General features: G+C 73.0%; 26 protein-coding genes and 2 pseudogenes. 14 read left to right on the top strand and 14 right to left on the bottom strand.

All coding sequences use genetic code 11. The features are described 5' to 3' along the window. Nucleotides 1-18: 18 nt before the first annotated feature. Nucleotides 19-1,023: a beta-ketoacyl-ACP synthase III gene (locus tag AY578_RS04300; RefSeq protein ID WP_019524833.1), complete on the top strand. Its 1,005-nt coding sequence runs from the start codon at nucleotides 19-21 to the stop codon at nucleotides 1,021-1,023. Further along, entirely contained in the window at nucleotides 1,020-1,586 is a 567-nt protein-coding gene (locus AY578_RS04295; RefSeq protein WP_019524832.1) for a flavin reductase, read from the top strand. The genes AY578_RS04300 and AY578_RS04295 overlap by 4 nt, the downstream gene beginning before the upstream one ends. Nucleotides 1,587-1,685: 99 nt before the next feature. Here AY578_RS04295 and AY578_RS04290 read toward each other — a convergent pair whose 3' ends face one another. Beyond that, nucleotides 1,686-3,242: a sensor histidine kinase gene (locus tag AY578_RS04290; protein WP_240800973.1), complete on the bottom strand. Its 1,557-nt coding sequence runs from the start codon at nucleotides 3,240-3,242 to the stop codon at nucleotides 1,686-1,688. An 8-nt stretch (nucleotides 3,243-3,250) separates the two neighbouring features. Further along, on the bottom strand, nucleotides 3,251-3,967 hold the full coding sequence (locus AY578_RS04285) for a response regulator transcription factor (protein ID WP_019524830.1): 717 nt from the start codon (nucleotides 3,965-3,967) through the stop codon (nucleotides 3,251-3,253). Between the two features lie 168 nt (nucleotides 3,968-4,135). Here AY578_RS04285 and AY578_RS04280 point away from each other — a divergent pair, with 168 nt between their 5' ends. After that, nucleotides 4,136-6,595 (top strand): MMPL family transporter, encoded by a 2,460-nt coding sequence (locus AY578_RS04280; protein WP_019524829.1) that lies wholly within the window; start codon nucleotides 4,136-4,138, stop codon nucleotides 6,593-6,595. A gap of 97 nt (nucleotides 6,596-6,692) precedes the next feature. Here the strand turns inward: AY578_RS04280 and AY578_RS04275 are convergent. The 4 genes and pseudogenes from AY578_RS04275 to AY578_RS04260 all read right to left on the bottom strand — a co-directional run. Continuing rightward, a pseudogene (locus AY578_RS04275) lies at nucleotides 6,693-7,033 on the bottom strand (MazG-like family protein); the annotation flags it as partial. 200 nt (nucleotides 7,034-7,233) lie between these two features. Then, nucleotides 7,234-7,626: a hypothetical protein gene (locus tag AY578_RS33995; protein WP_420341329.1), complete on the bottom strand. Its 393-nt coding sequence runs from the start codon at nucleotides 7,624-7,626 to the stop codon at nucleotides 7,234-7,236. Nucleotides 7,627-7,871: 245 nt separating this feature from the next. Further along, nucleotides 7,872-8,747 (bottom strand): undecaprenyl-diphosphate phosphatase, encoded by an 876-nt coding sequence (locus AY578_RS04265; protein ID WP_136237396.1) that lies wholly within the window; start codon nucleotides 8,745-8,747, stop codon nucleotides 7,872-7,874. 177 nt (nucleotides 8,748-8,924) lie between these two features. Further along, nucleotides 8,925-9,395 (bottom strand): winged helix-turn-helix transcriptional regulator, encoded by a 471-nt coding sequence (locus AY578_RS04260; protein WP_136237395.1) that lies wholly within the window; start codon nucleotides 9,393-9,395, stop codon nucleotides 8,925-8,927. A 137-nt stretch (nucleotides 9,396-9,532) separates the two neighbouring features. Between AY578_RS04260 and AY578_RS04255 the strand changes: the two genes are divergently transcribed. Then, nucleotides 9,533-10,702 (top strand): thiolase family protein, encoded by a 1,170-nt coding sequence (locus AY578_RS04255; RefSeq protein ID WP_136237394.1) that lies wholly within the window; start codon nucleotides 9,533-9,535, stop codon nucleotides 10,700-10,702. Nucleotides 10,703-11,162: 460 nt separating this feature from the next. Here the strand turns inward: AY578_RS04255 and AY578_RS04250 are convergent, their stop codons facing one another. Further along, a complete protein-coding gene (locus AY578_RS04250) occupies nucleotides 11,163-11,951 on the bottom strand; it encodes a TVP38/TMEM64 family protein (protein WP_136237393.1) in 789 nt (262 codons plus the stop codon). A 49-nt stretch (nucleotides 11,952-12,000) separates the two neighbouring features. Between AY578_RS04250 and AY578_RS04245 the strand changes: the two genes are divergently transcribed. The 3 genes from AY578_RS04245 to AY578_RS04235 all read left to right on the top strand — a co-directional run bounded on the left by AY578_RS04245 (nucleotide 12,001) and on the right by AY578_RS04235 (nucleotide 15,108). Further along, entirely contained in the window at nucleotides 12,001-12,729 is a 729-nt protein-coding gene (locus AY578_RS04245) for a DNA alkylation repair protein (RefSeq protein WP_028959842.1), read from the top strand. A gap of 313 nt (nucleotides 12,730-13,042) precedes the next feature. After that, complete coding sequence (tuf, locus tag AY578_RS04240) at nucleotides 13,043-14,212, top strand: elongation factor Tu (protein WP_028959843.1); 1,170 nt, start codon at nucleotides 13,043-13,045, stop codon at nucleotides 14,210-14,212. Nucleotides 14,213-14,262: 50 nt separating this feature from the next. Beyond that, a complete protein-coding gene (locus AY578_RS04235; RefSeq protein ID WP_136237392.1) occupies nucleotides 14,263-15,108 on the top strand; it encodes a spermidine synthase in 846 nt (281 codons plus the stop codon). A gap of 322 nt (nucleotides 15,109-15,430) precedes the next feature. On the opposite strand, the gene AY578_RS04230 is transcribed toward AY578_RS04235, so the two are convergent. The 3 genes from AY578_RS04230 to AY578_RS04220 all read right to left on the bottom strand — a co-directional run bounded on the left by AY578_RS04230 (nucleotide 15,431) and on the right by AY578_RS04220 (nucleotide 18,415). Next, nucleotides 15,431-16,717: an MFS transporter gene (locus tag AY578_RS04230; RefSeq protein ID WP_019524820.1), complete on the bottom strand. Its 1,287-nt coding sequence runs from the start codon at nucleotides 16,715-16,717 to the stop codon at nucleotides 15,431-15,433. 73 nt (nucleotides 16,718-16,790) lie between these two features. Beyond that, nucleotides 16,791-17,801: a DUF8017 domain-containing protein gene (locus AY578_RS04225; protein ID WP_028959846.1), complete on the bottom strand. Its 1,011-nt coding sequence runs from the start codon at nucleotides 17,799-17,801 to the stop codon at nucleotides 16,791-16,793. A gap of 149 nt (nucleotides 17,802-17,950) precedes the next feature. After that, nucleotides 17,951-18,415, bottom strand: coding sequence for a cyclic nucleotide-binding domain-containing protein (locus tag AY578_RS04220; protein ID WP_020700114.1), 465 nt, complete (start codon nucleotides 18,413-18,415; stop codon nucleotides 17,951-17,953). A 201-nt stretch (nucleotides 18,416-18,616) separates the two neighbouring features. Here AY578_RS04220 and AY578_RS04215 point away from each other — a divergent pair, with 201 nt between their 5' ends. Continuing rightward, nucleotides 18,617-19,264 (top strand): DedA family protein, encoded by a 648-nt coding sequence (locus tag AY578_RS04215; protein ID WP_258907227.1) that lies wholly within the window; start codon nucleotides 18,617-18,619, stop codon nucleotides 19,262-19,264. A gap of 154 nt (nucleotides 19,265-19,418) precedes the next feature. Here AY578_RS04215 and AY578_RS04210 read toward each other — a convergent pair whose 3' ends face one another. Then, on the bottom strand, nucleotides 19,419-19,949 hold the full coding sequence (locus tag AY578_RS04210; RefSeq protein ID WP_258902071.1) for a gamma carbonic anhydrase family protein: 531 nt from the start codon (nucleotides 19,947-19,949) through the stop codon (nucleotides 19,419-19,421). Nucleotides 19,950-20,055: 106 nt separating this feature from the next. On the opposite strand from AY578_RS04210, the gene AY578_RS04205 reads away from it, so the two are divergent. The 3 genes from AY578_RS04205 (at nucleotide 20,056) to AY578_RS04195 (ending at nucleotide 22,157) form a co-directional block, all read left to right on the top strand. Beyond that, nucleotides 20,056-20,892, top strand: coding sequence for an acyltransferase (locus AY578_RS04205; RefSeq protein ID WP_028959849.1), 837 nt, complete (start codon nucleotides 20,056-20,058; stop codon nucleotides 20,890-20,892). Between the two features lie 85 nt (nucleotides 20,893-20,977). Then, nucleotides 20,978-21,550: a helix-turn-helix domain-containing protein gene (locus AY578_RS04200; protein WP_028959850.1), complete on the top strand. Its 573-nt coding sequence runs from the start codon at nucleotides 20,978-20,980 to the stop codon at nucleotides 21,548-21,550. 43 nt (nucleotides 21,551-21,593) lie between these two features. After that, nucleotides 21,594-22,157 (top strand): YbaK/EbsC family protein, encoded by a 564-nt coding sequence (locus tag AY578_RS04195; RefSeq protein WP_019524813.1) that lies wholly within the window; start codon nucleotides 21,594-21,596, stop codon nucleotides 22,155-22,157. A 26-nt stretch (nucleotides 22,158-22,183) separates the two neighbouring features. On the opposite strand, the gene AY578_RS04190 is transcribed toward AY578_RS04195, so the two are convergent. After that, nucleotides 22,184-23,404, bottom strand: a complete 1,221-nt coding sequence (locus AY578_RS04190) for a 4-hydroxybenzoate 3-monooxygenase (protein ID WP_161108189.1) — start codon at nucleotides 23,402-23,404, stop codon at nucleotides 22,184-22,186. Between the two features lie 49 nt (nucleotides 23,405-23,453). After that, nucleotides 23,454-23,861, bottom strand: coding sequence for a CoA-binding protein (locus AY578_RS04185; RefSeq protein WP_019524811.1), 408 nt, complete (start codon nucleotides 23,859-23,861; stop codon nucleotides 23,454-23,456). A gap of 187 nt (nucleotides 23,862-24,048) precedes the next feature. Between AY578_RS04185 and AY578_RS04180 the strand changes: the two genes are divergently transcribed. The 3 genes and pseudogenes from AY578_RS04180 to AY578_RS04170 all read left to right on the top strand — a co-directional run bounded on the left by AY578_RS04180 (nucleotide 24,049) and on the right by AY578_RS04170 (nucleotide 25,956). Then, nucleotides 24,049-24,771, top strand: coding sequence for a hypothetical protein (locus AY578_RS04180; RefSeq protein WP_258902069.1), 723 nt, complete (start codon nucleotides 24,049-24,051; stop codon nucleotides 24,769-24,771). Beyond that, nucleotides 24,768-25,306, top strand: a pseudogene (locus tag AY578_RS04175) (SixA phosphatase family protein). The gene AY578_RS04180 and the pseudogene AY578_RS04175 overlap by 4 nt, the downstream one beginning before the upstream one ends. A 23-nt stretch (nucleotides 25,307-25,329) precedes the next feature. Continuing rightward, entirely contained in the window at nucleotides 25,330-25,956 is a 627-nt protein-coding gene (locus AY578_RS04170; protein WP_019524808.1) for a YigZ family protein, read from the top strand. Nucleotides 25,957-25,973: 17 nt separating this feature from the next. On the opposite strand, the gene AY578_RS04165 is transcribed toward AY578_RS04170, so the two are convergent. Next, a complete protein-coding gene (locus AY578_RS04165) occupies nucleotides 25,974-26,516 on the bottom strand; it encodes an RNA polymerase sigma factor (protein ID WP_240800970.1) in 543 nt (180 codons plus the stop codon). Nucleotides 26,517-26,618 lie beyond the last annotated feature (102 nt).

Below are 26,618 nucleotides of genomic sequence, written 5' to 3'. Positions count from 1 at the left end.
CGCGGAAGCGAGTCGACGATGCCCCCAGCCCTGCACGCCCCCGCACACGGCCACAGCCGGATCCTCGGAATCGGCGGATACCGGCCGCGGCGGGTGGTGACCAACGCCGAAGTGTGCGAGCGGATCGACTCCACCGAGGAGTGGATCGAGACGCGCAGCGGTATCCGCTCGCGCCGCTTCGCGGGTGCCGACGAGACCTTGACGTTCATGGCGCAGGCGGCGGCCGGGAAGACGCTCGCCCACGCCGGCGTCCCCGCCACCGACATCGACCTGGTGCTGCTGGCGAGCATGTCCAACCTCTCCCAGACACCGCCGCGGGCCGTGCGCGTGGCCCACGAGATCGGCGCCCACCGGGCCGCGGGCGTCGACCTGTCCGCGGCCTGCGCCGGCTTCTGCCACGCCCTGGCCATGGCGTCCGACGCCGTGTCCGCGGGCAGCGCACGGCATGTGCTGGTGATCGGCGCCGAGCGCATGACCGACATCGTCGCCCCGGACGACCGTACGACCTCCTTCCTGTTCGCCGACGGCGCGGGCGCCGTGGTCGTCGGCCCCTCCGCGACCCCGGGCATCGGACCGGTCGTACGGCGGGCCGACGGCGCGTACGAGCAGGCGCTGCACATGACCGCAGGCTGGGACGACTTCGCCCGTGATCCGGACACGGCCGGCCGGCCCTGGATGAGGATGGACGGCCGCCGTGTCTTCCGGTGGGCGATGGAGGAGGTGTGCCCCGAGGCGGCACGGGCCCTGGAGCTGGCAGGCGTGACACCCGACGAGCTCGGTGCCTTCGTACCGCACCAGGCCAACCTTCGCATGATCGAACTGATGGTGGAGCGGCTCGGCCTCACCGGTCGCACCGCCGTCGCACGCGATGTGGAGCACAGCGGCAACACCTCCGCCGCCTCCGTTCCACTGGCTCTGGAGACCCTGCTGAGCAGGGGAGAGGTGCGCAGTGGCGACTCCGCCCTGCTGGTCGGCTTCGGCGCGGGGCTCAACTTCGCAGGACAGGTGGTGCTGCTGCCGTGACGAATCCCCCGACCGCCGTGACCACCCACCGCCCCGCCGCCCCGTCGGCACGACCCCCGTCATGGCCGGACCCCGCCGAGTTCCGCGCGGCGATGGCCCGGCTGGCCGCCGGTGTGGTCGTGGTGACGACGCGGGAGGCCGACGGCACACCGCGCGGCTTCACCGCGACCTCCTTCTGCTCCCTCTCGCTCGACCCGCCGCTAATACTGGTCTGCCTGGCCCACACCTCGTCCTCCTTCGCCGCGTTCGACGGCTGCCAGGACTTCGCGGTGAGCATCCTGAGCTCGGAACACACCGAGGTCGCCCGGCGTTTCGCCACCTCCGGCGCGGACAAGTTCCCCCACGGGGGACACGAGTTGAGCCCCTCGCTGCTCCCGGTCGTGGCGGGAGCGCTGGGCCAGCTCGACTGCCGGCTCCATGAGCGCCATCGGGCCGGTGACCACACCATCATGATCGGCCGGGTCAACGGCGTACGCCTGGCGCCGGGGGAGCCGCTGGTCTACTACGACCGCGCCTTCCACACGGTCACGGCCCCTATGCCGGCCTCCTCCGCGACCGACTGACCGCTCCGGCACCGCACGACAGCCGCGGCCCCGTGTGCGGGCGGCGGACCGTCGTGCGGCCGAAGCCGGCCGGGTGTGACGGTGACCCGGTGCCGGCCGTCACTCCGGCACCGGGGCCGCCCGCGGCAGCGACACCTCCACCGTCATGCCCTCCCCGAGAGCGGTGTCCACCCGCAACGTCCCGCCGTGGGCCTGGACCACGGCCCGCACGATCGACATGCCCAGCCCACTGCCGCCGGTCTGCCGGGCTCGGTCGGGATCCGCGCGGAAGAACCGGTCGAAGATCCGGGCCGCGTCCTGCGGCCGCATCCCGGGCCCGCTGTCCGCGACCCGCAGCAGTACACCGTCTCCGTCCGTCGAGACCTCCACCGTGACCGGCGCGTGCGCCGGTGTGTGCACCGACACGTTGCTCATCAGGTTGCTCACCAACTGACGCAACTGCGCCTCGTCACCGAGGACGTGTGCGGCCTCGGCCCCGTCCTTCAGGACGCCTCCCAGGGTCACCGGCCGCTCGTGCTGCACCGCGCGCAGATCGGCCGCCGCGTCCCGGCTCAGCTGAGCGAGGTCGACCGGGCGACGCCGGGGCTCGGGCTGCTGCTCCAACCGGGCAAGTGCCAGCAACTTCTCGACGAGTCCGCTCATCCGGTCCGCCTCCGAGGCAATCCGGCTCATGGCACGGTCGCGCTCCTCGGCGTCCAGCATGCCCTTGCCGTACAGCTGGGTGTACCCCCGGATGGTGGCCAGCGGGGTGCGCAACTCGTGGGAGGCGTCGGCGGCGAACTGCTTGAGCTGCTCGGAGGTCTCCTCCCGGCACCGGAAGGCGGTCTCCACCTGTTCGAGCATGGTGTTGAGCGCATGGCGCAGCTCGGCCACCTCCGCGCTGCCGTCGACGCCGTCGATACGACGGCCGAGATGTCCGGCGGCGATCGCCGAGGCCGTCTGCACCATGTCCTCCAGCGGCCGCAGCCGCCGCCGCGCCGCCCGCTGCGACACCAGCGCAAGCATCGTCAACAACCCCGTGCTCGCCATGAGTTCCAGGACGAAGAGCTCCTTGACCGTCGACATCATCCCGGCCATCGGCGTGCTGACGAGCATGATGCGCCCGTCGTCGAGCCGCAGCGCCGCCACCCGCAGCACCTTGTCGTCCAGCCGCACGGACGCCCCGTCCCCCGAAGCGACCAGGGCCACCGGGTCCGCGACGACCGCTGCCAGCGCCCTGGCGTCCGCGCCTGGCGCGCAGCCCGCCGGAACCCGGCCGCGCGAGTCGAGGACCGCGAAGGGGGAGCGGTGCCGGAAGGCGGTGCCGAACGCGGAGCCGCCCGAACAGCCGTCCGCGACTGCGGCCCGGCCTGCCTGCAGCCGTGCGGAGTTGACTGCGTCGGCGCGTAGGGCGTCGTCGAGCTGACCGATCAGCAGCGTCCACACCCCGACCAGGGAGGCGGCCATCGCCAGGAGAAGCGCGAGCGCCAGCAGGGCGACGTTGGCGAGGGTGAGACTGCCCCGCAGGGACCGGGGACGCCGGCCGGCGGGCCGGACCTCCGGTGACATACCGCCCGCTGCGATCTCCTTGGCCGCCGTACGCCCGCCGCCGGTTCTGCCACCGACGACGGGACCGGCGGCGGGGACGCCGACGGCCGGCAGGCCCTCCGTGCGCACGTGCCCGGTCATCCTGCCGCCGCGCTCAGCCCGTAGCCGACCCCGCGGCGGGTCACGATCAGCGGAGCGCCGTGCGGGTCCAACTTGCGGCGGAGATAACTGACGTACGTCTCCACGACGCTGGACTCCACGGACGAGTCGTAACTCCACACGTGCCGCAGGATCTCCTCCTTGGTCACGATGCGGTCCGCGTTGCGCATCAGATAGCGCAGCAGGTTGTATTCGGTCGGCGTGAGCTCCACCGGCCGCCCCGCCCGCCGGACGGTGAACGTCGCCTCGTCCAACTCGACGTCCAGATGACGCAGTACGTCCCGGCCCGCCTTCTCAGGGCGGCGCGTGCGACGCAGCACCGACCGCACCCGGGCCAGCACCTCGTCCACGTTGAACGGCTTGGTGATGTAGTCGTCCCCGCCCAGGGCCAGCCCGTTCACGATGTCCTGCGGGGCGTCGCGAGCCGTCAGGAAGATGACGGCGGTGTCCCGCCCCTCACTGGACTCGTCGCGCAGACGGCGGCAGACGTGCCAGCCGTTGCCGTCGGGCAGCATCACGTCGAGCAGGATGAGATCGGGGCGGTGCCGCCGGGCGGTCTCCAGCGCCTCCCGGCCCGAGGAGGCGAACAGCACCGACAGCCCGTGGAACTTGAGCGTGATGCCCAGGATGTCAGCGATCCCTGGTTCGTCCTCGACGATCAGCACGGTGGCCGGCTTGCCGGTGTCGGTCTCCATGTCACCAGTATCCGTGCGACACCGCGCTCTTCCCTGGGAAACCCATGACGGCAACTTGAGAGTTCGCTGTGAGGCTCCAGGGAGAGTCCGGAGGCTCCTGGTCGACTGCTCGTCCCGCCCCGAGGCTGACACCGAGACAGCCGAAGAGCACGACCAGGACGAGGAGTGATGGCGATGGCCGCGTGGGCCCGCTGGTGTTACCGGCACAAGTGGACGGTGATTCTTTTATGGATCGTCCTGCTGTTCGGCACGACGGGAGCCAGCAGCTCGTTGGGCGACAAGTACGCCAACGTCTTCGGCCTGCCCGGCACGGACTCCTCCAAGGCGATCGACCTGATGCGGGAGGCCTTCCCCGAGCAGGCCGGTGAGTCGGACACCGTCGTCTGGCATGTGTCCGAGGGATCCGTGCGTGACGCGGACGTACGGCAGAAAATGAGCACCGCCCTGGGCGTCATCGCCAAGCAGCCGGACGTCGGCTCCGTCGTCAGCCCGTACGACCCGGCAGGCGCCGCGCAGATCAGCGAGGACGGCCGCACCGCCTACGCCACGGTCACCTTCACCAAGCAGGGTAACGAGCTCGAGGTCGGCCAGATGGAGGACCTCATCGACGCGGCCAGGGAACCGGCGGGCGACGGCCTCGACGTTCAGGTCGGCGGCGCCACCGTCGCGCTCGCCGAGGCACCGCCGGCCCACCTCAGCGAGATCGTCGGTGTCCTCGCCGCGGCGGTGGTGCTCTTCCTCGCCTTCGGCTCGCTGTTCGGCATGCTGCTGCCGATCGTGACGACCCTGTTCGCCGTCGGCACCGCGGCCTCCGTGATCGCCCTGCTCAGCAGGGTCACCACCGTTCCCGAGGTGTCGACCTGGCTGGCCATGCTGGTCGGTCTCGGCGTCGGCATCGACTACGCCCTGTTCATCGTCACCCGCCACCGCAAGGGCATCCTCGCCGGCAAGACACCCGAGGAGGCCGCCGTACAGGCCGTCAACACCTCGGGCCGGGCCGTCATGTTCGCCGGCGGCACGGTCTGCATCGCGCTGCTCGGCATGTTCGCGCTCCGCATGACCTTCCTCAACGGCGTCACGATCTCGGCCGCCCTGACGGTGGTCATCACCGTCGTCGCGGCCGTCACCCTGCTGCCCGCGATGCTCGGCGTGCTCGGTCTGCGGGTCCTCAGCCGCCACCAGCGCCGCAAGCTCGCCCAGGACGGCGTGAGCTCACCTGCCAAGGCCCGTACCGCGGAGCGCTGGTCCGTCTTCGTCGAGCGGCACCCGCGCGTCCTGGCCGCGGCGGCCTTCCTGACCATGGTGGTAATCGCCATTCCCGCGCTCTCGCTGCGCCTGGGGACGTCCGACCAGGGCAACAACCCCGAGACCACGACCACGCGCAAGGCGTACGACCTGCTCGCGGACGGCTTCGGCCCCGGCTTCAACGGCCCCCTCCAGCTCGTCGCCGAGGTACCCACACCCGCCGACCGTGCCGCGCTGGACGGCCTCGTCGCCGACCTGCGCACCACGGACGGCGTCGCCCGGGTGGTGCCGGTGCCCGGCGCGCCCGAGGCGAAGGTCGTGGTCGTGCAGGTCGTCCCCAGCACCAACCCGCAGTCCGAGAAGACCTCCGACCTCATCGAGCACATCCGTGACGACGTGGTGCCCGCTGCCGAGAAGGGCAACGACATGCGGGCGTACGTCGGCGGCGGCACGGCGCTCGCCGAGGACTTCGCCAGCACCCTGGCCGGCAAACTGCTGGGGTTCATCGGGGCGATCGTCGCACTCGGCTTCCTGCTGCTCCTGGTCGCCTTCCGCAGCATCGTGGTCCCGCTGACGGCCGCCCTGATGAACCTGATCGCCGCGGCCGCCTCCTTCGGCGTCGTGGTGGCGATCTTCCAGTGGGGCTGGGGCGGCGAGTTGCTGGCCGCCGGACGCCCCGGACCGATCGAGGCGTTCCTGCCGGTCATCATGCTGTCCCTGCTGTTCGGCCTGTCCATGGACTACCAGGTGTTCCTGGTCAGCCGGATGCACGAGGAATGGGTCCACAACCGTGACAACGCCCGTGCCGTACGGGTGGGTCTCGCCGAGACCAGCCGGGTGATCAACGCGGCCGGCATCATCATGATCTGCGTCTTCAGCGCGTTCATGCTCAGCGGCCAGCGCGCCACGGCCATGTTCGGCCTGGGCCTGGCGGGCGCGGTGGCGCTCGACGCGTTCATCCTGCGCACGGTGCTGGTTCCCGCACTGATGCACCTCGCCGGTCCTGCCAACTGGTGGCTCCCGGCGTGGCTGGACAAGCGGCTGCCGCACTTCGCGGTGGAGCCCCCGGAGGAGGCGCCGGAGCGGTCCGGCGGACCCGGCACCGTGGTCCACGGCATCGTCCACACCCCGGACGGCAGCCCCGTCAGCGGAGCGGCGGTCACCCTCCTGTCGGCGGAGGGCGGCCAGACCGACCGGGTCCTCTCCCACGCGGACGGCGGCTACGTCCTCACCGCACCCGAACCCGGCCTGCACGTGATCACGGTCGGGGCCGAGGACTACGCCGAACGCACGGTCACCGTGATGATCACCGATGAGCCGGTCCAGCAAGACCTGAACTTGGGCGGAGCCGACGCCCTGGCCGGCGGCCCGCCCGAACACTGATCACCGGACCGGAACGATCTCCCGGCCCCGCGACCGCCTCCGGTCGCGGGGCCGGGACACGCGCACGGCATACCTCCCGTCCCTCCGTGGCCCTTCGGGACGGGCCCAGCGGCCGCTCGGCCACTCCCTCCAGACGGCGCGTGAAAACACCTCCCGGCGCCCCCGGCGTCAGCGTTCGCAGCGCCACCAGCGCCGTGATCACGACGTCGCACAGCTCGGACTCCCCGTTTTGCCAGGCGTGGCTCGTGCGCTTGCGGGGGTTCTGGCCGGTCGCGCCGAACACCGCCTGGGCCACCTCGCCGACCTCCTCCGACAGCCTCAGCACGCGCAGCAGGAAAGCCTCCCGGCCGCGGCGGCCGGCTGATCGGCGTCGAGCCAGACACACAGGGCGTCGCCGGTCGTCCAGAGGCCGGTGGGTGGCGAGGCGAGCAGGCCTATGTGTCTCGACGGGGACTGTCGCTCATGAGCACAGCCTGCCCACGGCGGCCACTCCTCGAACGCCCGGAACCCCGCACCAGGGCGGCACCCGGCCCACCGGCGCTCCTCCTCGAACAGCGCCTCCTGCTCGCCTTCGTCCCGCTCGCGCATCCGCTTGTCGCGCAGGCCCACGATCACCGTGGTGGCCGCCGCCGGCACGCTCACAAGCGGCAGTCGGTTGTCGGCCTCGCCCAGCACGATCTCAGCGAACAGGCGCCGGCCGTCGTCATCGGGCAGGTGGCCCGCGCACGCGCAGCCGTGTCGTGCCGGCGACACCGGAGTGCGAGGACCACGGCGCCGACGGGCGGCATCATCACGTCGGTGGCCAGAGTCTCCGTGATGACGTCGCGCCGGCCGATCCGCTCCAGGCCGGCGACGGCCAGAAGGAGCTCGTCCGCTTCGCTGGCGCCCAGCCTCTCCTGGCGGCGGTTCGCATCACCGCGCATCGGGACGCACTCCAGGTGGGGGGTGGGACACGGCGAGCTGGGTGATCCTGCGGACGGAGGGGTGCCGATCCGTGTGCCGGCCGGGTATCGCCCATGCTCACGGCACAGGTGCGAGCGAGTGCCCCACCGCAGCGGAATGCCCCAATCCGAAACAGGCGATGCCTCACCTGGCGACCAACGACCTCAGGACCCGGTCACCTGGGCCGGACACGGACCTCAGCCCACCCGCTACACCCTCTGCACGGAAGGGCCCGCACGGTACGCCGTGCGGGCCCTTCCGCGTCCCCCCTGCTTTGCGGGCAGGCGCCAGGAAATGCTCGACGGCGCTACCTGTACACCTGCACGGCCGTGGTTCAACCGCCGGATTCGCCCGCGTGCGGGCTCAGGACACCTGCCCCCACCAGCACGATCAGCAGGATGCCGAGCGCGATCCGGTACCAGACGAACGGCATGAAACTCTTGGTCGAGATGAACTTCATGAACCACGCGATCACCGCGTACCCGGTGGCGAACGCGATCACCGTGGCGAAGAGCGTCGGACCCCAGGAGACGTGCCCGCCGTCCGCCGCGTCCTTCAGCTCGAACAGGCCGGACGCCAGCACGGCGGGAATCGCGAGCAGGAACGAGTAACGGGCCGCGGCCTCACGCCGGTAGCCCATGAACAGACCGCCGCTGATGGTGGCCCCCGAGCGGGAGACGCCAGGGATCAGGGCCATCGCCTGGCATACGCCGTAGATCAGGCCGTCCCGCACGGTCAGGTCGGTCAGCTCCTTGGGGGGCGCGGCCACCCGGTGCCGGCCGCCGCTCTCCGCGCGCGCCGCGAGCCGGTCGGCGACGCCCAGGACGACGCCCATGCCGATGAGCATCGCCGCCGTCAGCCGCAGATCGCGGAACGGCCCCTCGATCTGGTCCTTGAACGTCACCCCGAGCACGCCGATCGGGATCGAGCCGACGATGACCAGCCAGCCCATGCGCGCGTCCTGGTCCCGGCGCATCTCCTTGTCGGTCAGCGAGCGGGACCATGCGGACAGGATGCGTCCGATGTCCTTGCGGAAGTAGATCAGCACCGCGGCCTCCGTGCCGATCTGCGTGATCGCGGTGAACGCGGCGCCGGGGTCCTCCCAGCCGGAGAAGGCCGCGGTCAGCCGCAGATGCGCGCTGGAGGAGACGGGCAGGAACTCGGTCAGACCCTGGACGAGGCCGAGGATCAGGGATTCGAACCATGACATGGGGCAGCGGGATCCAAGTGCCGATCGAGGAAAGGTCGAAGGGCCCACCCCCCACCGCCGGCTGCGGTGCTGTCGGTCGTCGGGCCGATCGTCGGGCGTGCCGGAGGCGAACTGTAGCGCCCGAAGGTGAAGCCCCGGCGAAGGTGCGGTGACCCGCCGCGTCCGTACGGGTGACGCTCAGGCGGCCGCGGGACCGCCCACCGTCCAGCCCGGCACCTGGGGGTGCGCGGTCAGCTCCCGGTGGCGGGCCTCCTCGCCGCAGGCCCGGCAGGTGACGACCGGCACGAACTCGTGGCCGCAGTGGTGCTCCAGCACCATCGGCGTGCCGGTGTCCGCCCGCAGATGCCGGTCGCCCCACTCCTTCAGGGTCCACAGCACGGGCTCCAGTTCGAGACCCGCCTGGGTGGGCCGGTACTCGAAGCGCTGCGGGCGCTCGCTGTACGGGTGCTTGGTGAGGATCCCGGCGTCGACCAGCCGGCGCAGCCGCGTGGCCAGGATGTCGCGCGGCGCGCCGATGTTGCGCACGAGCTGGTCGAAGCGGCCGTTGCCGAGGCACACCTCGCGCAGCACGAGCAGGGAGTACTTCTCGCCGACGAGGGCGAGCGTGTCGGCGATCGAGCAGGGGCGCGGGTCTTTGGAGGCGGCCATGGGGCCAGTTTACGGGCATGACCTGAAGTGGGTTTGATTTTCCAACGGGCGGCGTTATGGTGAGTCCGGATTTCCTACTCACCGGTAGCCCACGCCGTGTGACGTCCTGATCCGGTCCGGCCAAGGAGGCCCGCACCATGCGTGACGCAGTAATCGTGGAAGCCGTACGCACACCCGTCGGCAAGGGCAAGCCCAACGGCGCCCTCGCCCACGTCCACCCCGTCGAACTGCTCGCCCATACCCTGCGCACCCTCGTCGGACGCTCCGGCGTGGACCCGGAGCTGATCGACGACGTCATCGGCGGCACCGTCGACCAGGTCGGCGAGCAGGCCATGAACACCACCCGCTACGCCGCCCTCTCCGCCGGACTCCCCGAGTCCGTGCCCGCCACCACCGTCGACCGCCAGTGCGGCTCCTCCCAGCAGGCGGTGCACTTCGCCGCCCAGGGCGTCATCTCCGGCGCGTACGACATCGCCGTCGCCTGCGGCGTGGAGTCGATGAGCCGGGTGCCGATGTGGTCCAACGTGCCCGAGGGCAAGGACCCGTTCGGCCCCGGCATCGCCGCGCGCCACCCGGAGGGGCTCGTCCCGCAGGGCATCAGCGCCGAGCTCATCGCCGCCAAGTGGTCGATCGGCCGCGAGCAGATGGACGCCTTCGCGGTGTCCTCGCACCGCAAGGCCGCCGCGGCCTGGGACGCCGGGCTGTTCGACGCGGAGGTCGCGCCGCTGGAGGGCGTCACGCGCGACGAGTGCGTGCGCCCGGACACCAGCACCGAGGTCCTGGCCGGGCTCAGGCCCGCCTACCACGACCCGGTGTTCGCCGAGCGCTTCCCGCAGATCGAGTGGAACGTCACCGCGGGCAACGCCAGCCCCGTCAACGACGGCGCGTCCGCCGTCCTCGTGATGGCGGGGGAGACGGCCGCGAAGCTCGGCCTGCGCCCCCTCGCCCGGCTGCACAGCTTCGCCGTCACCGGCTCCGACCCGCTGCTGATGCTCACGGGTGTCGTCCCGGCGACCGAGAAGGTGCTGCGCCGGGCCGGGCTCTCCCTCGACGACATCGACCTGTTCGAGGTCAACGAGGCGTTCTCCAGCGTGGTCCTCGCCTGGCAGCAGGAGACCGGCGCCGACCTCGACAGGGTCAACGTCCACGGCGGGGCCATCGCCCTCGGCCACCCGCTCGGCGCGAGCGGCACCCGTCTGACGACCACCCTGGTCCACGCCATGCGGGAGCGCGGCGCCCGCTACGCCCTGCAGACCATGTGCGAGGCCGGCGGGCTCGCGAACGCGATGATCCTGGAGCGTGTGTGACGGGGCCCCGTCGCGGGGCGGGGCGGTCGGTGCGGCCGGGTTGATCCCCGTCGCGCCACGCCCCCGGGACCGGAGCGGCGATCGGTCGCGCCACGTCGCGGAGCGGGCTGACGGACGCTGCGGCCCGCTGCCGCCAGGGGCCGGGATGGCGGACGCGTCGTCGTGCCGCAGCCCCGGGGTGGGCAGGGCAAGCACTCGTCCGGGCACGGCCCCTGGGTGGGCCGGCGCTCCGTCCCGCCACCTCCGGGGTGGATGTGCGTCCCGCCACCTCCGGGGTGGATGTGACGGCCCGTCCGTCGGGCCTCGGCCCCGAGACGGGTGTGACGGGCGCGGCGATGCGTGCCGGCGTGGGCCGCGGGCGCGATGGCGGGCCGTCCGTCGGGCCTCGGCTGCGGGGCGGCTACGGCAGGCGGGCTGTCGTAGCGCGTGCCGGAGTGGGTCCGGGGCACCGCCTGGGTCGCTACCCGGCGCGCAGCCGGTGCCGCTTGCGCCAGGCGACCACCGCGCCCGCCAGACCCGGCAGGGCGATGCAGGCCAGTGCGATCAGGAAGGCCGGGGACGTCGGGGTGGAGGCGCGGGCGCCCGCCACCACGTAGGCGGCGGTGTTCGGGATCGAGCCGAGCGCCGTCGCCAGCAGGAAGGGCAGCAGGCCCATACGGGAGACCGACGCGCAGTAGTTGGCGGCGGCGAACGGGATCCCGGGGAACAGCCGCGCCGCCAGCATCGACCGGAAACCGTGCCGGCTGAGCTGGTTGTCCGCGGCCTTCAGCCAGCGCCCGCGCAGCAGCGGACGCAGCGCCTCCTGGCCGAGCACCCGGCCCAGGCAGAACGCCAGACCTGCGCCCAGCACCGTCCCGCCGAGTGCCGCGACCAGACCGAACTGGGAGCCGAACAGCGCCCCCGCGGCCAGGTTCAGCAGCGGACGCGGCACGAACGCCACCGTGCACGCCCCGTACGCCACCGCGTAGGCGACGACGCCCACGACACCGCCGAGCCGGGCCGGCAGGCCGTCGGTCAGCAGCTGCTGCGGCTCCAGCACCACCATGACCGCCGCCGCCGAGGCGAGCAGCACGACCAGCAGGGACAGCCGGGACCACGGCGACAGCAGGACTCTCACGCACCGGCCGGCGAGACCGGGAGCGGGCGCGGGAGCGGGAGCGGCCGTGGGGACGGCGACCGCGAGGTCGGACGAGCCGGCCCGAGGACGGGCCGTGGCGGTGCCCCCAGAGCGGTTGGTGGCATCGAGCATCCGGTGACACTAACCGACGTATGTGCGAGATCGCCGTAGTGTTCGTCTCATGCGCGTCACGCAGGACGGTCCGGCGCCGCCGTGGGTGCCGGACAGCACGCCGGCCGACACGGTGCTGGAGCGGCTCGTCGCCGCGTACGCGTCCGCCGCCGACCCCGTCGCGGCCCGGACCATGCGGGCGTACATGAAGGACGTCGCGCCCTTCCTGGGCCTGAAGACCCCGGTGCGCCGCGCCCTGTCCCGTACCGTCGAGGCGGGACTGCCCCGCCCTACCGAGGCCGACTGCACTGCGGTCGCCCTGCGCTGCTGGAAGCTGCCCGAGCGCGAGTACCACTACTTCGCCGTCGACTACCTGCGCCGCCACGTACGGCGGTGCTCCTCGGGCTTCCTGCCCGTGACCCGGCACCTCGTCACCACCGTGCCCTGGTGGGACACCGTCGACCTGCTCGCCGTACACGTCGTCGGGGCGCTCGTCGCCGCCGATCCCGCGCTCGCCGCCGAGATGGACCGGTGGAGCGCCGACGACGACCTGTGGCTCGTGCGCACCGCGCTGCTGCACCAGCTCCGCCACAAGGAACGCACCGACACCGACCGGCTCTTCCACTACTGCCTGCGCCAGTCGGGACACCCCGACTTCTTCGTCCGCAAGGCCATCGGCTGGGCCCTGCGCGAGTACGCCAAGACCGACCCCGGCGCGGTACGGGATTTCCTCGCGCGCGAGGGCGACCGGTTCGCGCCGCTGTCGGTACGCGAGGCGCTGAAGAACATCGGGGCGTGAACACCGCCGCCGGCTTCGGCGCTTGAGCGGGGAAAATCGTTCGACGCCGGGCGCGGGGTCGGCGAGGATCGTCCTCATGTTCCGGTACGCCTTCCCTCTCGCAGCATCCGCCGTCGCGGATGCCCCGAAGGCTGCCGTCACCGTTCTCGTCGCCGCAGTCGACGGCGCCCGAAGCTGACCCTCCCCGGATCGCCCGGCGGACCCCGCAGGGGGAGGGTCGGGCAGGTTCCCGGGGTCCCCGTCCCGGCCGCGCGCCGATCCGCCGCGCCCGGGGCCTGACGCGTCATCACCTGAGAGGCTTCCAGGTACCGCCATGTCCAAGACGGCGTACATCCGCACCAAACCGCACCTCAACATCGGCACGATGGGCCACGTCGACCACGGCAAGACCACCCTGACCGCCGCCATCACCAAGGTCCTCGCCGAGCGGGGCGCCGGCGCCTTCGTGCCGTTCGACCGCATCGACCGGGCCCCGGAGGAGGCCGCCCGCGGCATCACCATCAACATCGCGCACGTCGAGTACGAGACCGACACCCGGCACTACGCGCACGTCGACATGCCCGGCCACGCCGACTACGTGAAGAACATGGTCACCGGCGCCGCCCAGCTCGACGGGGCGATCCTCGTCGTCTCCGCGCTGGACGGGATCATGCCGCAGACCGCCGAGCACGTGCTGCTCGCCCGGCAGGTCGGCGTCGACCACATCGTCGTCGCCCTCAACAAGGCCGACGCGGGCGACGAGGAGCTGACCGACCTGGTCGAGCTGGAGGTCCGCGAACTGCTCACCGCGCACGGCTACGGCGGTGACGCGGCGCCCGTCGTCCGGGTGTCCGGACTCAAGGCGCTGGAGGGCGACCCGCGGTGGACCGCGTCCGTCGAGGCGCTGCTCGACGCGGTCGACACCTATGTGCCGGTGCCGGAGCGGTATCTGGACGCGCCGTTCCTGCTGCCGGTGGAGAACGTGCTCACCATCACGGGCCGCGGCACCGTCGTCACCGGCGCGGTGGAGCGGGGCACGGTTCGGGTCGGCGACAAGGTACAGGTCCTCGGCGCGGACACCGAGACCGTGGTGACCGGCCTGGAGACCTTCGGCAAGCCCATGGAGGAGGCGCAGGCCGGGGACAACGTGGCGCTGCTGCTGCGCGGGGTGCCGCGCGACGCGGTGCGGCGCGGACACGTGGTGGCCGCGCCGGGCAGCGTGACGCCGAGCCGGCGGTTCACGGCGCGGCTGTACGTACTGTCCGCCCGCGAGGGCGGCCGGACGACACCGGTGTCGACCGGCTACCGGCCGCAGTTCTACATCCGCACCGCGGACGTCGTCGGGAACGTCGACCTCGGCGAGGCGGCGGTGGCGCGGCCCGGGGACACGGTGACCGTCACCGTCGAGCTGGGGCGCGACGTGCCGCTCGAGCCGGGGGTCGGCTTCGCCGTCCGCGAGGGCGGGCGGACGGTGGGGGCCGGGACGGTGACGGAGGTCGAGTGAGGCTCCGCCTCTGATGCGGTGGGCCGGCGGCGCGGCGGCACAATGGGACGGTGAACGAGCCCATCCCTGTGTCCCGCGCCGTCGACCACGGCACCGCCAAGCTGATGCCCGACGTCGACCGGGAACGGGCCTGGCTGCTGACCGTCGACGGCGCCCCGCAGTCGTACGTCGACCTGGACGAGCCGACGCATCTGGAGTTCGAGTACGCGCGGCGGCTGGGGCACGTGCTGGATGTCGCCGGCGAGCCGGGGGCTCCGCTGGACGCGGTGCATCTCGGGGGCGGGGCGATGACGCTGCCCCGGTACCTGGCCGTCACCCGGCCGGGGTCGCGCCAGGACGTGGTGGAGGCCGATGCGGGGCTGGCGGCGCTGGTCGCCGAGGTGTTGCCGTTGCCGGCGGGGGGTGGTGTCGCTGTCCATACGGTGGACGCGCGGGCGTGGCTGGAGGCTGCCTCCGACAGCAGTGCGGATGTGGTCGTCGGGGACGTCTTCGGGGGGTCTCAGGTGCCGGCGCATCTGACCACCGTCGGGTACGTCGACGAGGTCGCGCGGGTGCTGCGGGGCGGCGGGGTGTACCTCGCCAATCTGGCGGACGCGGCGCCGTTCGCGTTTCTGCGGTCGCAGGTGGCGACGGTGGGGACGCGGTTCGCGGAGGTCGTGCTGGTCGCCGAGCCGGCGGTGTTGCGGGGGCGGCGGTTCGGGAACGTGGTGGTGGCGGCGTCGGACCGGGCTTTGGACATCCCCGCGTTGACCCGGGCGGTCGCGGGGGATCCGTTTCCGGCGCGGGTGGTGCGGGGGGAGGCTCTGTGGCGGTGGGTGGGGGAGGCGCGGCCGGTTTCCGAGGTGACGGCTGTGCCGTCGCCGCTGCCGCCTTCGGGGGCGTTCGCGGTCGGTTGAGGGGCGGCCGCGGGTCCGTGGTGGTTGCTCGCGCAGTTCCCCGCGCCCCTTTTGGGGTGACGGTGGGGCCGTGCCCTGAAGGGCGATGGTGGCGCCGTGCCCGCAAGGGTCCCTGGGGCCGGGGGCCCGTGGAAGGCGACGGTGGGTCCGCACGCTCAGGGGCGCGGGGAACTGCGCGCTGAGCCCCCGCCGGGCGGCGGTGTCGTCGGCTGCGGGTCCGTCGTGGTTGCTCGCGCAGTTCCCCGCGCCCCTGGGTGGGCTGTCGCGCAGGCACCCTCGAGGGGCGCGGGGAACTGCGCGAACCGCCCCCACCGGGCCGCAGCTACCCGACAGCCGTACCGTCCCCGACCTGCTCCTCCGCCCCCCGCACAGCGCCGGCGACCTGCTTCGAACGGCGGCGCAGGTTCCGGACGTCCGGGACCGTCAGCACCGCCGCCGTGACCACGACCACCAGCGCCGCGCAGCCCCACAGCGCCTCCGGCCGGCCGAACGCCGTCTCCGCCGGGCCGGCGAGGGCCATCGCCGCCGGGACCAGGGCGACCGAGCCGAACCAGTCGTACGCGCACACCCGCGACAGCTTCTCCTCCGGTATCTCCTGGTGCAGCGCGGTCATCCAGGAGACGCCGAACACCTCCACCGACAGGCCCGTCAGGAACATCACCGCGCACAGCACCGCCACCGGCACCGGCACCGCGAGCGCTGCGGACGGCAGCGCCAGCGGGAACACGCACAGGGTGCCCACCAGCAGCAGACGCCGCGGCTGCCAGCGCGTCATCAGCAGCGCGCCCGAAACCGTGCCGCCGCCGAAGAAGGCCAGCGCGACACCCCAGGGCGCCGCCCCGCCCAGGTGGTCGCGCGCGACGAGCGGACCGTAGACCGCGTCGGCCGCGCCGACGACCGCGTTGGCGATGGAGAACTGCACGACGATGCCCCACAGCCACGGCCGGCCGGTGAACTCCCGCCAGCCGTCCCGCAGATCCGCGAGCATCCCCCCACCCGGCTCGCGCGGCGGTATGTGCTTCACGTCCAGGAACGCCCGCAGCACCGCCGCGACGGCGAAGGCCGCCGCGTCCGCCGCCAGCACCCAGCCGGGCCCGATCGCGGCGACCATCGCCCCGCCGAGCGCGGCGCCGCCCAGGGTCGCCCCGTGCATCGCCATCCGGAACACCGCGAACGCGCGGCCCGCCTGCTCACCGTCGACGGAGGACAGCAGCATGCCCTCGGCGGCGGGGTTGAAGAACGCCTGCCCGGCGCCGCCGAGCCCGCTGAGCAGCATCATCTGCCACAGCTGCGGCTCGCCCGCGAGGACCAGCGCGGCGAACGCGGCCTGCGAGACGCAGTTCAGGGCGTTGGCCGCGACCATCACCCGGTGCCGCGGCAGCCGGTCGGCGACGGCGCCGCCGATCAGCAGGAACAGCACGAGCGGCAGGGTGCGGGCGGCGGCCACCAGGCCCACGTCCCCGCCGTCGCCGCCCGCGCCCAGCACGGCGAACGCGGAGGCGATCAGTGCACCGTGGCTGCCCAGATTGGTCACCACGGCGGAAGCGGTCAGCAGCGTGTAGTTGCGGCCGGCCCAGGCGGGGCGGCGGCGCTCGGCGGAGGTCGGCACCTGGTGACTATCGCCGGGAGAAGGCCGACTTGCCAAATGAGTTCCGGGCCCGCTCACCTGCGGACCCGGACCGTCACGACTCCGTCGGAGGTTCCTCGGTCAGCCGCACCGTGCTGAGGATCTTCTGCACGGTCGCCTCGGGAATCTCGTCCTTCACGCCCGCCGCGCCGAACAGGTTCCAGGTGACGAAGTCGCCCGCGCCGTTCTTGAACCCGAACGTGATCGCCTTGCCCTCGCTGTCGCACTTGCCCTTCTGCGGCGTGCCCTCCGAGTGCGCCGTGGCCACGTGCCCGCTGATGCCGGACTTCGTGGTGTACGGCTTCGGCGCGTCGAACTTCACGCTCTTCTTGTCGGGCTGTGTGTAACCGCCGAAGATCCACCACGGCACGCGGGTCTCGGCCGCCTCCTTGGTGTCCTTCGCGCCGTTCTCACCGCGGGTGCCGGCGGTGACCAGCGCGGTGTCCTCGGTGCGGCCGTCCTTGTTCTCGTCGTCGGTGCACCACTTGGACTTCAGGTAGGCGGGAGCGGTGACGGTGGTGCGGCCCATCTCACCGTCCTTCTCCTCCCATTCGAAGCCCACGGAGGTGCCCGGCGACTCGATCTCCCAGTCGGCAGGGACGTCGAACTTGGTGCCGAAGCGGGTGTTCACGACGACCTGCCAGCCCGGGATCGTCGCCTTCTCGGCCTCACCGCCGCGCGGGTTGCCCCCCGAGGTGGACGGGGCCGGCTCGGCCGAGGTGTCCTCGGACGCGCTCGCGCTCGGCTTGGCGGGCTTCTTGCCGTCCGCCTCGTCGTCCTTGTCGCCGCCGAGCACCAGGAATCCGGTCACGCCCGCGGCCACGACCACCGCCGTCGCCGCGATGATCGCCACCAGCTTCGTACGGTTCCCGCCACCGCCGCCGCCACCCGGCTGCGGCATGCCCACGGTGGACGGCTCGCCCCACTGCGGCTGCTGCTGGTACGGGTTCGGCTGCTGGTAGCCGGGTTGCTGGTACGGATTCGGCTGCTGGTACCCCGGCTGCTGGTACGGGTTGTTCGACTGCGGGTTCTGCTCGCCCCCGGGCGGCTGCTGTCCTGGCCACATGGGCAGCCACCCTAGCCGCGCCCTGACACGATTCGGTCACTGCCCTTTGACGGGGAGGTAGCAAGCGCGGTCCGCGGGCCCGCGGAAGACAGAGGCCCGCCGGCCCCACGGGCGGACCGGTGGGCCCCGTACGGTGCGGGCGGCCTCCCTCACACAGCCGTGCCGGCGCCGTACGGACCGAACAGGTCGAGCAGCCGGACCCGGGCCGAGTGCAGCCGGTGGGCCACCACCTCACCCACCCAGCGGGCCACTTCGCGGCCCAGTTCCGGGTCCTCGTCGTACATCGCGAGGACGGACGCGGCGTCGAACTCGTACGCCCGCACCGGGGTGGCCGCCTCGGCGCCCAGGTGCCAGACGTGCGGACGGAACAGCCACGACCAGCCGACCAGTTCGTTGTGCCCGAGCCGCTCGATGACGACGGACCGGCGGCCCGGCACCCGCATGTCCAGTTCCACGGTGCCGGTCCTGATCACCCAGAACCGGTCCGCCCGGCCGCCCTCCTCGAACAGCCGGGTCCCTTGCGGGAAGGACACCTCGCGCGCGGCGGCCATGAGCCGCTCCCGGTGCTCTGCGGGCAGGGCACGCGGCAGGCTGGGGGACGGGGGAGCGAACATGGCGGCCTCCCGGTCGCGAGACGCTGGTCTTCGGCTGCTTCCAGCGTCCCTCCGTCCGCCGTCGCCCGCATGGGCCGACCGGCCCGGGCGGGCCCGGCATACGGCCCTCGGCGGACGGTTTCCCCCGACCCGGTAGGCTTCCCGACCGTGCCCCGGTACCGGGCGCACACCCACGGCATCGGCGGACCGGAGGAAGAGGCGTTGCACGTCCAGGAATGGCTCGAGACCGTACCCGCGGTCGCCGTGTACGCGCTGGTGGGCATCGTGATCGGGCTGGAAAGCCTGGGCATCCCGCTGCCCGGCGAGATCATCCTGGTCTCCTCGGCGCTGCTGGCCTCCCAGCACGGCGACATCAACCCGGTGATCCTCGGCGCGTGCGCCACCGCCGGCGCGATCGTCGGCGACTCGATCGGCTACGCGATCGGACGCAAGGGCGGACGCCCGCTGCTGGCCTGGCTGGGGGCGAAGTTCCCCCGTCACTTCGGCGAGGCGCACATCGCGACGGCCGAGCGGTCCTTCCAGAAGTGGGGCATGTGGGCGGTCTTCTTCGGCCGTTTCGTCGCCCTGCTGCGGATCTTCGCGGGCCCGCTGGCGGGTGTGCTGCGGATGCCGTACTGGAAGTTCCTCATCGCCAACGTGCTGGGCGGCGTCGTCTGGGCGGGCGGGACGACGGCGGTCATCTACTACGTGGGGATCGTCGCGGAGTCCTGGCTGAAGAGGTTCTCGTGGCTGGGGCTGGTGGCGGCGGTGCTGATCGGGGTGACGTCGATGCTGGTGCTGAAGCGCAAGGCCAAGAAGACGGCGTCCGCCGGGGAGGCGACGCCGGCTCCGGCGCCGGCGGGCGACTGACCCCGGTCACCGGCTGGCCGCGCAGTTCCCCGCGCCCCTGAGTCGGCTGACCGCCCGGCACTTCCGACGTCACCGGCGCGGCGAACACCGCCAAGGGGCGCGGGGAACTGCGCGAGCAACCCCCACCCGCCCGCAGCCGAAAGACGACCGCGTCTCAGCCCCCGTGCTGATCCCGGTGCGCCTTCGCCAGCTCCGCGTACATCGTCCCGTTGAGGGTCAGCCCCTCCCGCTCCTCCGCCGTCAGCTCCCTCCGCACCTTCGCCGGGACCCCCGCGATCAACGACCCCGGCGGCACCCGCATCCCCTGCGGCACAAGAGCCTGCGCGGCGACCAGGGAGCCCGCCCCGATCACCGCCCCGTTCAGCACCGTCGCCCCCATGCCGATCAGGCAGTCGTCCTCCACGGTCGCCCCGTGCACCACGGCGTTGTGCCCGATGGACACCCGCTCGCCCACGTTCACCGGGAACCCAGGGTCGGCGTGCAGCGTGCAGTTGTCCTGCACGTTGCTGCTCGCGCCCACCGCGATCGATTCCACGTCGCCCCGCAGCACCGCCCCGTACCAGACACTCGCCCCCGCGTGCAGCGTCACGTCACCGATCACGCTCGCCGTGGGCGCCACGAACGCCCCCTCGTCGATCCGCGGCTCCCTGCCGCCGATGCCGGTGATCAGAGCCTGGTGCGTCATCGTCGCCTCCTAGTCGAACGTCGGGGGAACGGTACGCCACCCGGTGGGGTGAAGATCACAGGGGCGTCGGCCCGTACCCGTCGCGCCCGCGGACTACGGTGAGCGGGTGCCGAAGCGCAAGAACACGTTCTCGTCCTGGCCGCGCCGCCTCGCCCAGCGCGCGGTCCACGCGGGCTGGGCCTGGGTGCAGCGCACGGGCTCGGTGACCGCCGAGTACCCCGGCCGCTTCCGCTTCGGCGCGATGGGAACAGGTACCAGACTGGCCTTCCCGCTCGGCACGATCTTCGGCGAGCCCTGGATCCGGGTCGGCGCGTACTGCATCGTCGGCGAGCAGGTCACCCTCACCGCGGGCCTGATGCCCGGCCTCGACCTCGGCCCCGAGCCGATCCTGCGCATCGGCGACGGCGTCGTCCTCGGCCGCGGCAGCCACGTCATCGCCGACACCACCGTGACCATCGGCAGCGACTGCTACTTCGGGCCGTACGTCTACGTCACCTCCACCAACCACTCCTACGACGACCCGCACGAGCCCATCGGCAAGCAGTGGCCGCGGATGGAGCCGGTGGAGATCGGCCCCGGCTGCTGGATCGGCACCGGCGCGGTGATCCTGCCGGGCGCCCGCGTCGGGCGGAACGTGGTGGTGGCCGCGGGCGCGGTCGTCCGGGGCGAGGTGCCGGACCACTGTGTCGTCGCGGGCGCGCCCGCCCGGGTCGTACGCCGCTGGACGCCCGACGAGGGCTGGCAGCCGCCGCTGCGCACCCCGCCGCCCGTGCCGCTGCCCGACGACGTCACGCCCGACCAACTGCGGGCGCTGTCACAGCTCGACGAGGAGAGCGTGGCCCGCCTTGCCGAGCTGGACGAGGCCGAGCTGGACGCGGCCGGGGCCCAGAGGCCGGACGCGACCGGAGCCCCGAGGCTGGCCGAGATGGAACCCGGCGCCTGACTCCCCCGCCGTACCCGCCCCGACCTCGCAGTACAGTGCGGTGCACCACCGGGTGCGACACCCGGACAGTGGAAACGGACGGAACGTGGCGGACCTCGACCTGCTGACCCGGTCCCTGGCGCGCAACGTCAAGCGCTGGCGCACCGAGCGCGGCTTCACCCTCGACATGCTCGCGGCCCGGGCGGGCGTCAGCCGCGGCATGCTCATCCAGATCGAGCAGGCCCGCACCAACCCGAGCATCGGCACGATCGTCAAGATCGGCGACGCGCTCGGCGTCAGCGTGCCCACGCTGCTCGACTATGAACGCGGCCCGCAGGTCCGGATCGTCCCCGCCGACCAGACCGTGCGCCTGTGGGAGACCGAGGGCGGCAGCTACAACCGGCTGCTCGCCGGCACCGAGGCGCCCGGCCCGCTGGAGATGTGGGAGTGGCTGCTGATGCCGGGGGAGAGCAGCGACTCCGACCCGCACCCGGCCGGCACGGTCGAACTCGTCCATGTCACCGCCGGGGAGCTGACCCTCACCGTCGACGGCGAGGAGCACCGGGTGCCGGCCGGCGCCAGCGCCTCCTTCGAGGCCAACATGCCTCACACGTACGGCAACGCGGGCGACGAACCGGTGCGGATGTTCATGACGGTGTCGGTGCCGCCCGTGCAGTGAGACACCCTCCGACGGTCGCGCCGCCCGCTGTTACCGTGCCGCCATGCGCGCACCCATCGGAAACTTCGACCAGGCCATCCCCGCCCCCGACTGCCTCGACGAGCTGACCGCTCCCGTCGCCGCCGCGGTCCGCGCCTGGAGCGGCAGCGTCCCCGCCGACCAGATCCTCTACGTCGAGACGGACCCGCGGTGGGCCGACACCGCCGTGTTCGTCGAGCACTACGGCCGCGACCTCCTGGAGCGGTCCGCGAACTGCGTCGTGGTGGCGGGCAAACGCGGCGGGGAGTCCACGCTCGCCGCGTGCGTCGTGCTGTCCACCACCCGCGCCGACGTGAACGGGGTGGTGCGCCGCCACCTCGGCGTCCGCAAGGCGTCCTTCGCGCCGATGGACACGGCGACGGGGGAGACCGGCATGGAGTACGGCGGCATCACCCCCGTCGGGCTGCCCGAGAGCTGGCCCGTGCTGGTCGACGCGGCCGTCGTCGACCTGCCGTACGTGCTCGTCGGCAGCGGGCGGCGGCGCGGGAAGCTGCTGGTGCCGGGCAAGGCGTTCGCGGAACTGCCGGGCGCGGTCGTCCTGGAGGGGCTGGGCAAGCCCGCCGCCTGAACCGTTCGGGGCGGGCCGCGCGGGCGTCAGTACCGCGCGGCCGTGCCCAGGTACCGCTCCGCGAAGGCCGCCGCGGCGGCCTTCGAGCTGAACAGACGGCGCAGCCGGGCCAGGGCGGTGCCCGCGCGGAACGGATCGCCCGCCGCGCCCCCGTGGTACAGCTCCGCGAGCCACTGCGAGAACTCCTGGTAGTCCCACACCCGGCGCAGACAGCCCTCCGAGTAGCCGTCCAGGCCGCTCCCGTCGCCCTTCAGCAGCCGCGCGACGAAAGCGTCGCCCAGCGCGAACGCGTCGTGCAGCGCCAGATTGAGGCCCTTGGCGGCGATCGGCGCGACCAGGTGCGCCGCGTCCCCCGCCAGGTACAGGCGGCCGAAGGCCATCGGCTCGGTGACGTAGTCGTGCATGTCCAGCACGCGCTTCTCGATCAGCGGCCCCTCCGTGAGCGGCTCCGCGCCGGCCGCGCCCAGCCGGCGGTGCAGCTCCGCCCACACCCGCTCGTCCGGCCAGTTCTCCGGGTCGTCCCCGGCCGGGCACTGGAGGTAGTAGCGGGTCACCTCGGGACCGCGCGGCATCTGCCCGGCGAACCCGTCCGGGTGGCAGCCGAACAGCACACGGTCGGCGGACGGCGGCGCCTCCGCGAGCAGGGTCAGCCAGCCGATGCCGTAGTCGTGCCGCGCCACCCGGGCCCGCCCGGCGACGGCCGCCCTGGTCACCCCGCGCGCGCCGTCGCACCCCGCGACGAACTCGCAGACGACGACCTCCCGCCGTCCGCTCTCCGGGCAGATGTACGACACCGACGGCCGGTCACCGTCCGGGTCGTGCACCCGCACGTCCCGCACCCCGAACCGCACGGCCCCGCCGCGCACGTCCGCGTACTCCCGCACCAGATCCGTCACCAGGAACTGCTGGGGATACACCCAGTGGTGTCGGCCGGTCAGCCCGTGATAGCCGAACACATGGCGCCCGCCGTCGAAGCGGAACTCGCAGGCGGTGTCCCGGCGGGCCCGCTCCAGCAGGTTCCCGGCGAGACCCCGGCGCTCCAGGCCGCGCACCACCGGTTCCTCGATCACCCCGGCGCGCGGCCGCCGCTCGACGAACTCCCTTGTCCCGGTCTCCAGCACCAGACAGTCGATCCCGGCCGCCCGCAGCACGCACCCCACGGTGAGCCCGGCGGGCCCCGCGCCGACCACGACGACCGGAAACCGTTGCGGTGGAGGGGAGTTGAGAGGGGCGGGCGTCTCGGTCATCGCGCCATTATGGCGTCACCCCGCCCGTCCGGAACCGCGGGCACGCCCCTCAGGCGAGGCGCGGGATCTCGATCGCGGGGCAGCGGTCCATCACCATGTCCACACCCGCCGCTCGCGTCCGCCCGTACGCCTCCTCGTCGACCACCCCGAGCTGGAACCACACGGCCTTGGCGCCCTTGGCCACCGCCTCGTCCGCGACCGCGCCCGCCAGGTCGCTGTTGACGAACACGTCCACCACGTCCACGTCGAAGGGGATGTCCGCGAGCGAGGCGTACCCCTGCTCCCCGTGCACCGTCTCCGCCTTGGGGTGCACCGGCACCACGCGCTTGCCGAACCGCTGGAGCACCTGCGCGACCCCGTACGCGGCGCGCTGCCGGTTGGAGGACAGGCCGACCACGGCCCAGGTGTCACCGGACTCGGTGAGGATCTTGCGGACCGTTGCGTCGTCGCCGTACACCGTCGGCCTCCCGGAGATTTCGAAGCGAATGTGAACTGGTGTCCCCGTCAACCAGGCGCGAGGCACGGTGATTCCCGGCATCGCCCGCCCCCCGGTGCCTGCCATGACGGGTGACTCCGCGCAAGCGGCGGCGCGAAAAGCGTGCGAGATACCTGCGTGCGCCCGCTCGCGCGCCTACGCTCGCCTCGTGCTGCGCATCACCGACGCCCGAACCGGCGAGCTCGTGGACGCCGCCCCCGCCCGCCGGGGCCTGACCCGTGTCGAGGCCCACCCGCGCGGGCTCGACCCCACCGGCCTGCGCGTGCTGCTGGCCGCCGACCTGCTCGTACGCGCCCTGGAACTCGGCGGCACCCCGGTATGGGCGCTGCTCGCCGCCGAACGGCAGCGCGCGGAGCTGCGCGCGGCGGCCGACGCGCTCGGTATCCGGCCCTTCGAGGACGGCGAGGGCGCCGCAGGGCTGGGCGAGGCCCAGGTGCTGCACGTCGTCGACGAGGACGGCGCCGGGCCCGACGGCGTACGGGTCGCCGTCGCGCCCGTCACCTGGTCGGCCCCCGGCGCCCCGGACGAGGCCGACCAGGCCGCCCTGCATCTCGCGCTGCTCACCCACCCGAGGAACGCGCCCGTGGTGATCGACGCCGACGCGCTGGAGCGGGCAGCCGACACCCTGGACCGCTGGCGGAGCGCGGTCGCCGACTGGGCGCGGCGGCCGTCACGCCCCGTGCCCGACGAGGTGCGCGCGGATCTGCGCGCCGCATGGGAGGACGACCTGGACACCGCCGCGGTGCTCGGCGCGCTCCGCAGGGTGGAGACCGACCCCGGCCTGGCGGACGGCGCCCGCTTCGAGACGTACGTCTACGCCGACCGGATGCTCGGCCTCGACCTCGCCCGCGACCTCGGAAACCCCGCATGATCGAGCGCGCGGCGGCCGGACCCCTGCGCCGGCTGGTGGTGCTGCGGCACGCCAAGTCCGCCGCCCCGAGGACGTCGCCGACCACGAGCGTCCGCTCGCCGCACGCGGCCGCAGGGACGCCCCGGCCGCCGGGCGGGCCCTCGCCGACCTGGACTGCCTGCCCGGCCTCGCCCTGTGCTCCACCGCCGTCCGGGCCCGCCGCACCTGGGAGCTGGCCGCCGCGCAATGGGGCACGCCCCCGCCGGTCCGGTTCGACCCGCGTCTGTACCACGCGGACGTCCCCGGCCTGCTGAAGGTGATCCGCGAGACGCCCGCCGAGGTCGAGACGCTGCTGCTCGTCGGCCACAACCCGGGTCTCGAGGACCTGGTCCTCGCCCTCGCCGACGACGGCCTCGACGACCTCCTCGACCAGGTCCGCGCCAAGTTCCCGACCAACGCCGTCGCCGTGCTCGACTGGCGCGGCGCCACCTGGCACGACCTGCTCCCCGGCGCCGCGCTCCTCACCTCGGTCACCGTCCCCCGCGGCAGACGCTGACCGGGGCGGCATAGGCTGGCCGGATGCAGGACGAGTACCGCACCGTGGCCCGCGCGGGTGTGCACGAGACCGAGATCAACCGCTCCCGCTTCCTGTGCGCCCTCGCCCCGGCGGCCACCGAGCAGGAGGCGCAGGATTTCATCGCCGCCGTCCGCAAGGAGCACGCCGACGCCACCCACAACTGCTGGGCCTACGTCATCGGCGCGGACGCCTCCGTCCAGAAGGCCAGCGACGACGGGGAGCCCGGCGGCACCGCCGGCGTCCCCATGCTGCAGATGCTGCTGCGCCGTGACATGCGGTACGTCGTCGCCGTCGTCACCCGCTACTTCGGCGGCGTGAAGCTCGGCGCGGGCGGTCTCATCCGCGCCTACGGCGGCGCGGTCGGCGAGGCCCTGGACGCGCTGGGCACGATCACCCGGCGCCGCTTCCGGCTGGCCACCGTGACCGTCGACCACCAGCGGGCCGGGAAGGTCCAGAACGACCTGCGCTCCACCGGCCGCGAGGTGCGCGACGTGCGCTACGGCGAGGAGGTCACCATCGAGATCGGACTCCCCGACGCCGACGTGGACGCCTTCCGCGCCTGGCTCGCCGACGCCACCGCGGGGACGGCCGGATTCGAGCTCGGCGGGGAGGCGTACGGGGACGCCTGACCCCGCTCGCGGAGGGGTCAGCGGTCCATCTCCTCGTGGTACAGGACGCGCATGCGGCTGCGGGCCCGGGTGAAGGCGCTCTCCGCCGACTTGTAGGTGATCTCCAGGGCGTTCGCCGTCTCGGCGGTGCTCAGACCGCGCGCCCGGGACAGCAGCACGTCGCGCTCGCGTTCGCCGAGGCCGGTCATCTGGGTCAGCAGCCAGGCACCCGCGGCCCGTTCGCAGACCCGGTGCTCGACCTCCGAGCCGGTCTCCGGGCGGGAGGTGCGCAGCACCTGGACCCGGTGGGCGAGCCGGCGGTCGCGCTGGGTGCCGCGCTGAAGGTCCACGCACAGGCGCAGCGTGATGGTGGTGAGCAGCGCGGCGACCCGGGACTCGTCCAGCGCGTCGAACGTCACCGCCCGGATCATCGCCTCCTGGACGCAGTCCTCGGCGTCCGTGGTGCGGCCCAGCCGGCTCGTGGCCAGCCGCAGCAGGCGCTCGCGCTCGGCCAGTACCAGATTCCAGCGGCGCCGGAGCCTTTCCTTCTCCGTGCAGGGGTGGGACAGAGCGTGCGTCACATCATCTCCCGCGTACGAGGTGGTTGTCGCAGTGCTCACACTCGACGGGCCCGGTGCGGGAAACCTTGACGGACGCATTCGGCGGCCGGGCCGCGGCTGCGG

It is taken from the genome of Streptomyces thermocarboxydus, assembly GCF_024760485.1.
Classification (GTDB): domain Bacteria; phylum Actinomycetota; class Actinomycetes; order Streptomycetales; family Streptomycetaceae; genus Streptomyces; species Streptomyces cellulosae.
Note: the sequence above shows the minus strand (reverse complement) of the source record. Positions and strands in the feature narration are given on the sequence as shown.

Bases quoted from the DNA above. Each gene is read 5' to 3' on its own strand.
- AY578_RS04265 (WP_136237396.1), bottom strand. From the start codon at position 8,747: ATGTCATGGTTCGAATCCCTGATCCTCGGCCTCGTCCAGGGTCTGACC.
- AY578_RS04245 (WP_028959842.1), top strand. From the start codon at position 12,001: ATGCGCGTCACGCAGGACGGTCCGGCGCCGCCGTGGGTGCCGGACAGC.
- AY578_RS04260 (WP_136237395.1), bottom strand. From the start codon at position 9,395: ATGGCCGCCTCCAAAGACCCGCGCCCCTGCTCGATCGCCGACACGCTC.
- AY578_RS04225 (WP_028959846.1), bottom strand. From the start codon at position 17,801: ATGTGGCCAGGACAGCAGCCGCCCGGGGGCGAGCAGAACCCGCAGTCG.
- tuf (WP_028959843.1), top strand. From the start codon at position 13,043: ATGTCCAAGACGGCGTACATCCGCACCAAACCGCACCTCAACATCGGC.
- AY578_RS04250 (WP_136237393.1), bottom strand. From the start codon at position 11,951: ATGCTCGATGCCACCAACCGCTCTGGGGGCACCGCCACGGCCCGTCCT.
- AY578_RS04210 (WP_258902071.1), bottom strand. From the start codon at position 19,949: ATGACGCACCAGGCTCTGATCACCGGCATCGGCGGCAGGGAGCCGCGG.
- AY578_RS04255 (WP_136237394.1), top strand. From the start codon at position 9,533: ATGCGTGACGCAGTAATCGTGGAAGCCGTACGCACACCCGTCGGCAAG.
- AY578_RS04195 (WP_019524813.1), top strand. From the start codon at position 21,594: ATGCGCGCACCCATCGGAAACTTCGACCAGGCCATCCCCGCCCCCGAC.
- AY578_RS04190 (WP_161108189.1), bottom strand. From the start codon at position 23,404: ATGACCGAGACGCCCGCCCCTCTCAACTCCCCTCCACCGCAACGGTTT.
- AY578_RS04170 (WP_019524808.1), top strand. From the start codon at position 25,330: ATGCAGGACGAGTACCGCACCGTGGCCCGCGCGGGTGTGCACGAGACC.
- AY578_RS04220 (WP_020700114.1), bottom strand. From the start codon at position 18,415: ATGTTCGCTCCCCCGTCCCCCAGCCTGCCGCGTGCCCTGCCCGCAGAG.
- AY578_RS04280 (WP_019524829.1), top strand. From the start codon at position 4,136: ATGGCGATGGCCGCGTGGGCCCGCTGGTGTTACCGGCACAAGTGGACG.
- AY578_RS04285 (WP_019524830.1), bottom strand. From the start codon at position 3,967: ATGGAGACCGACACCGGCAAGCCGGCCACCGTGCTGATCGTCGAGGAC.
- AY578_RS04300 (WP_019524833.1), top strand. From the start codon at position 19: ATGCCCCCAGCCCTGCACGCCCCCGCACACGGCCACAGCCGGATCCTC.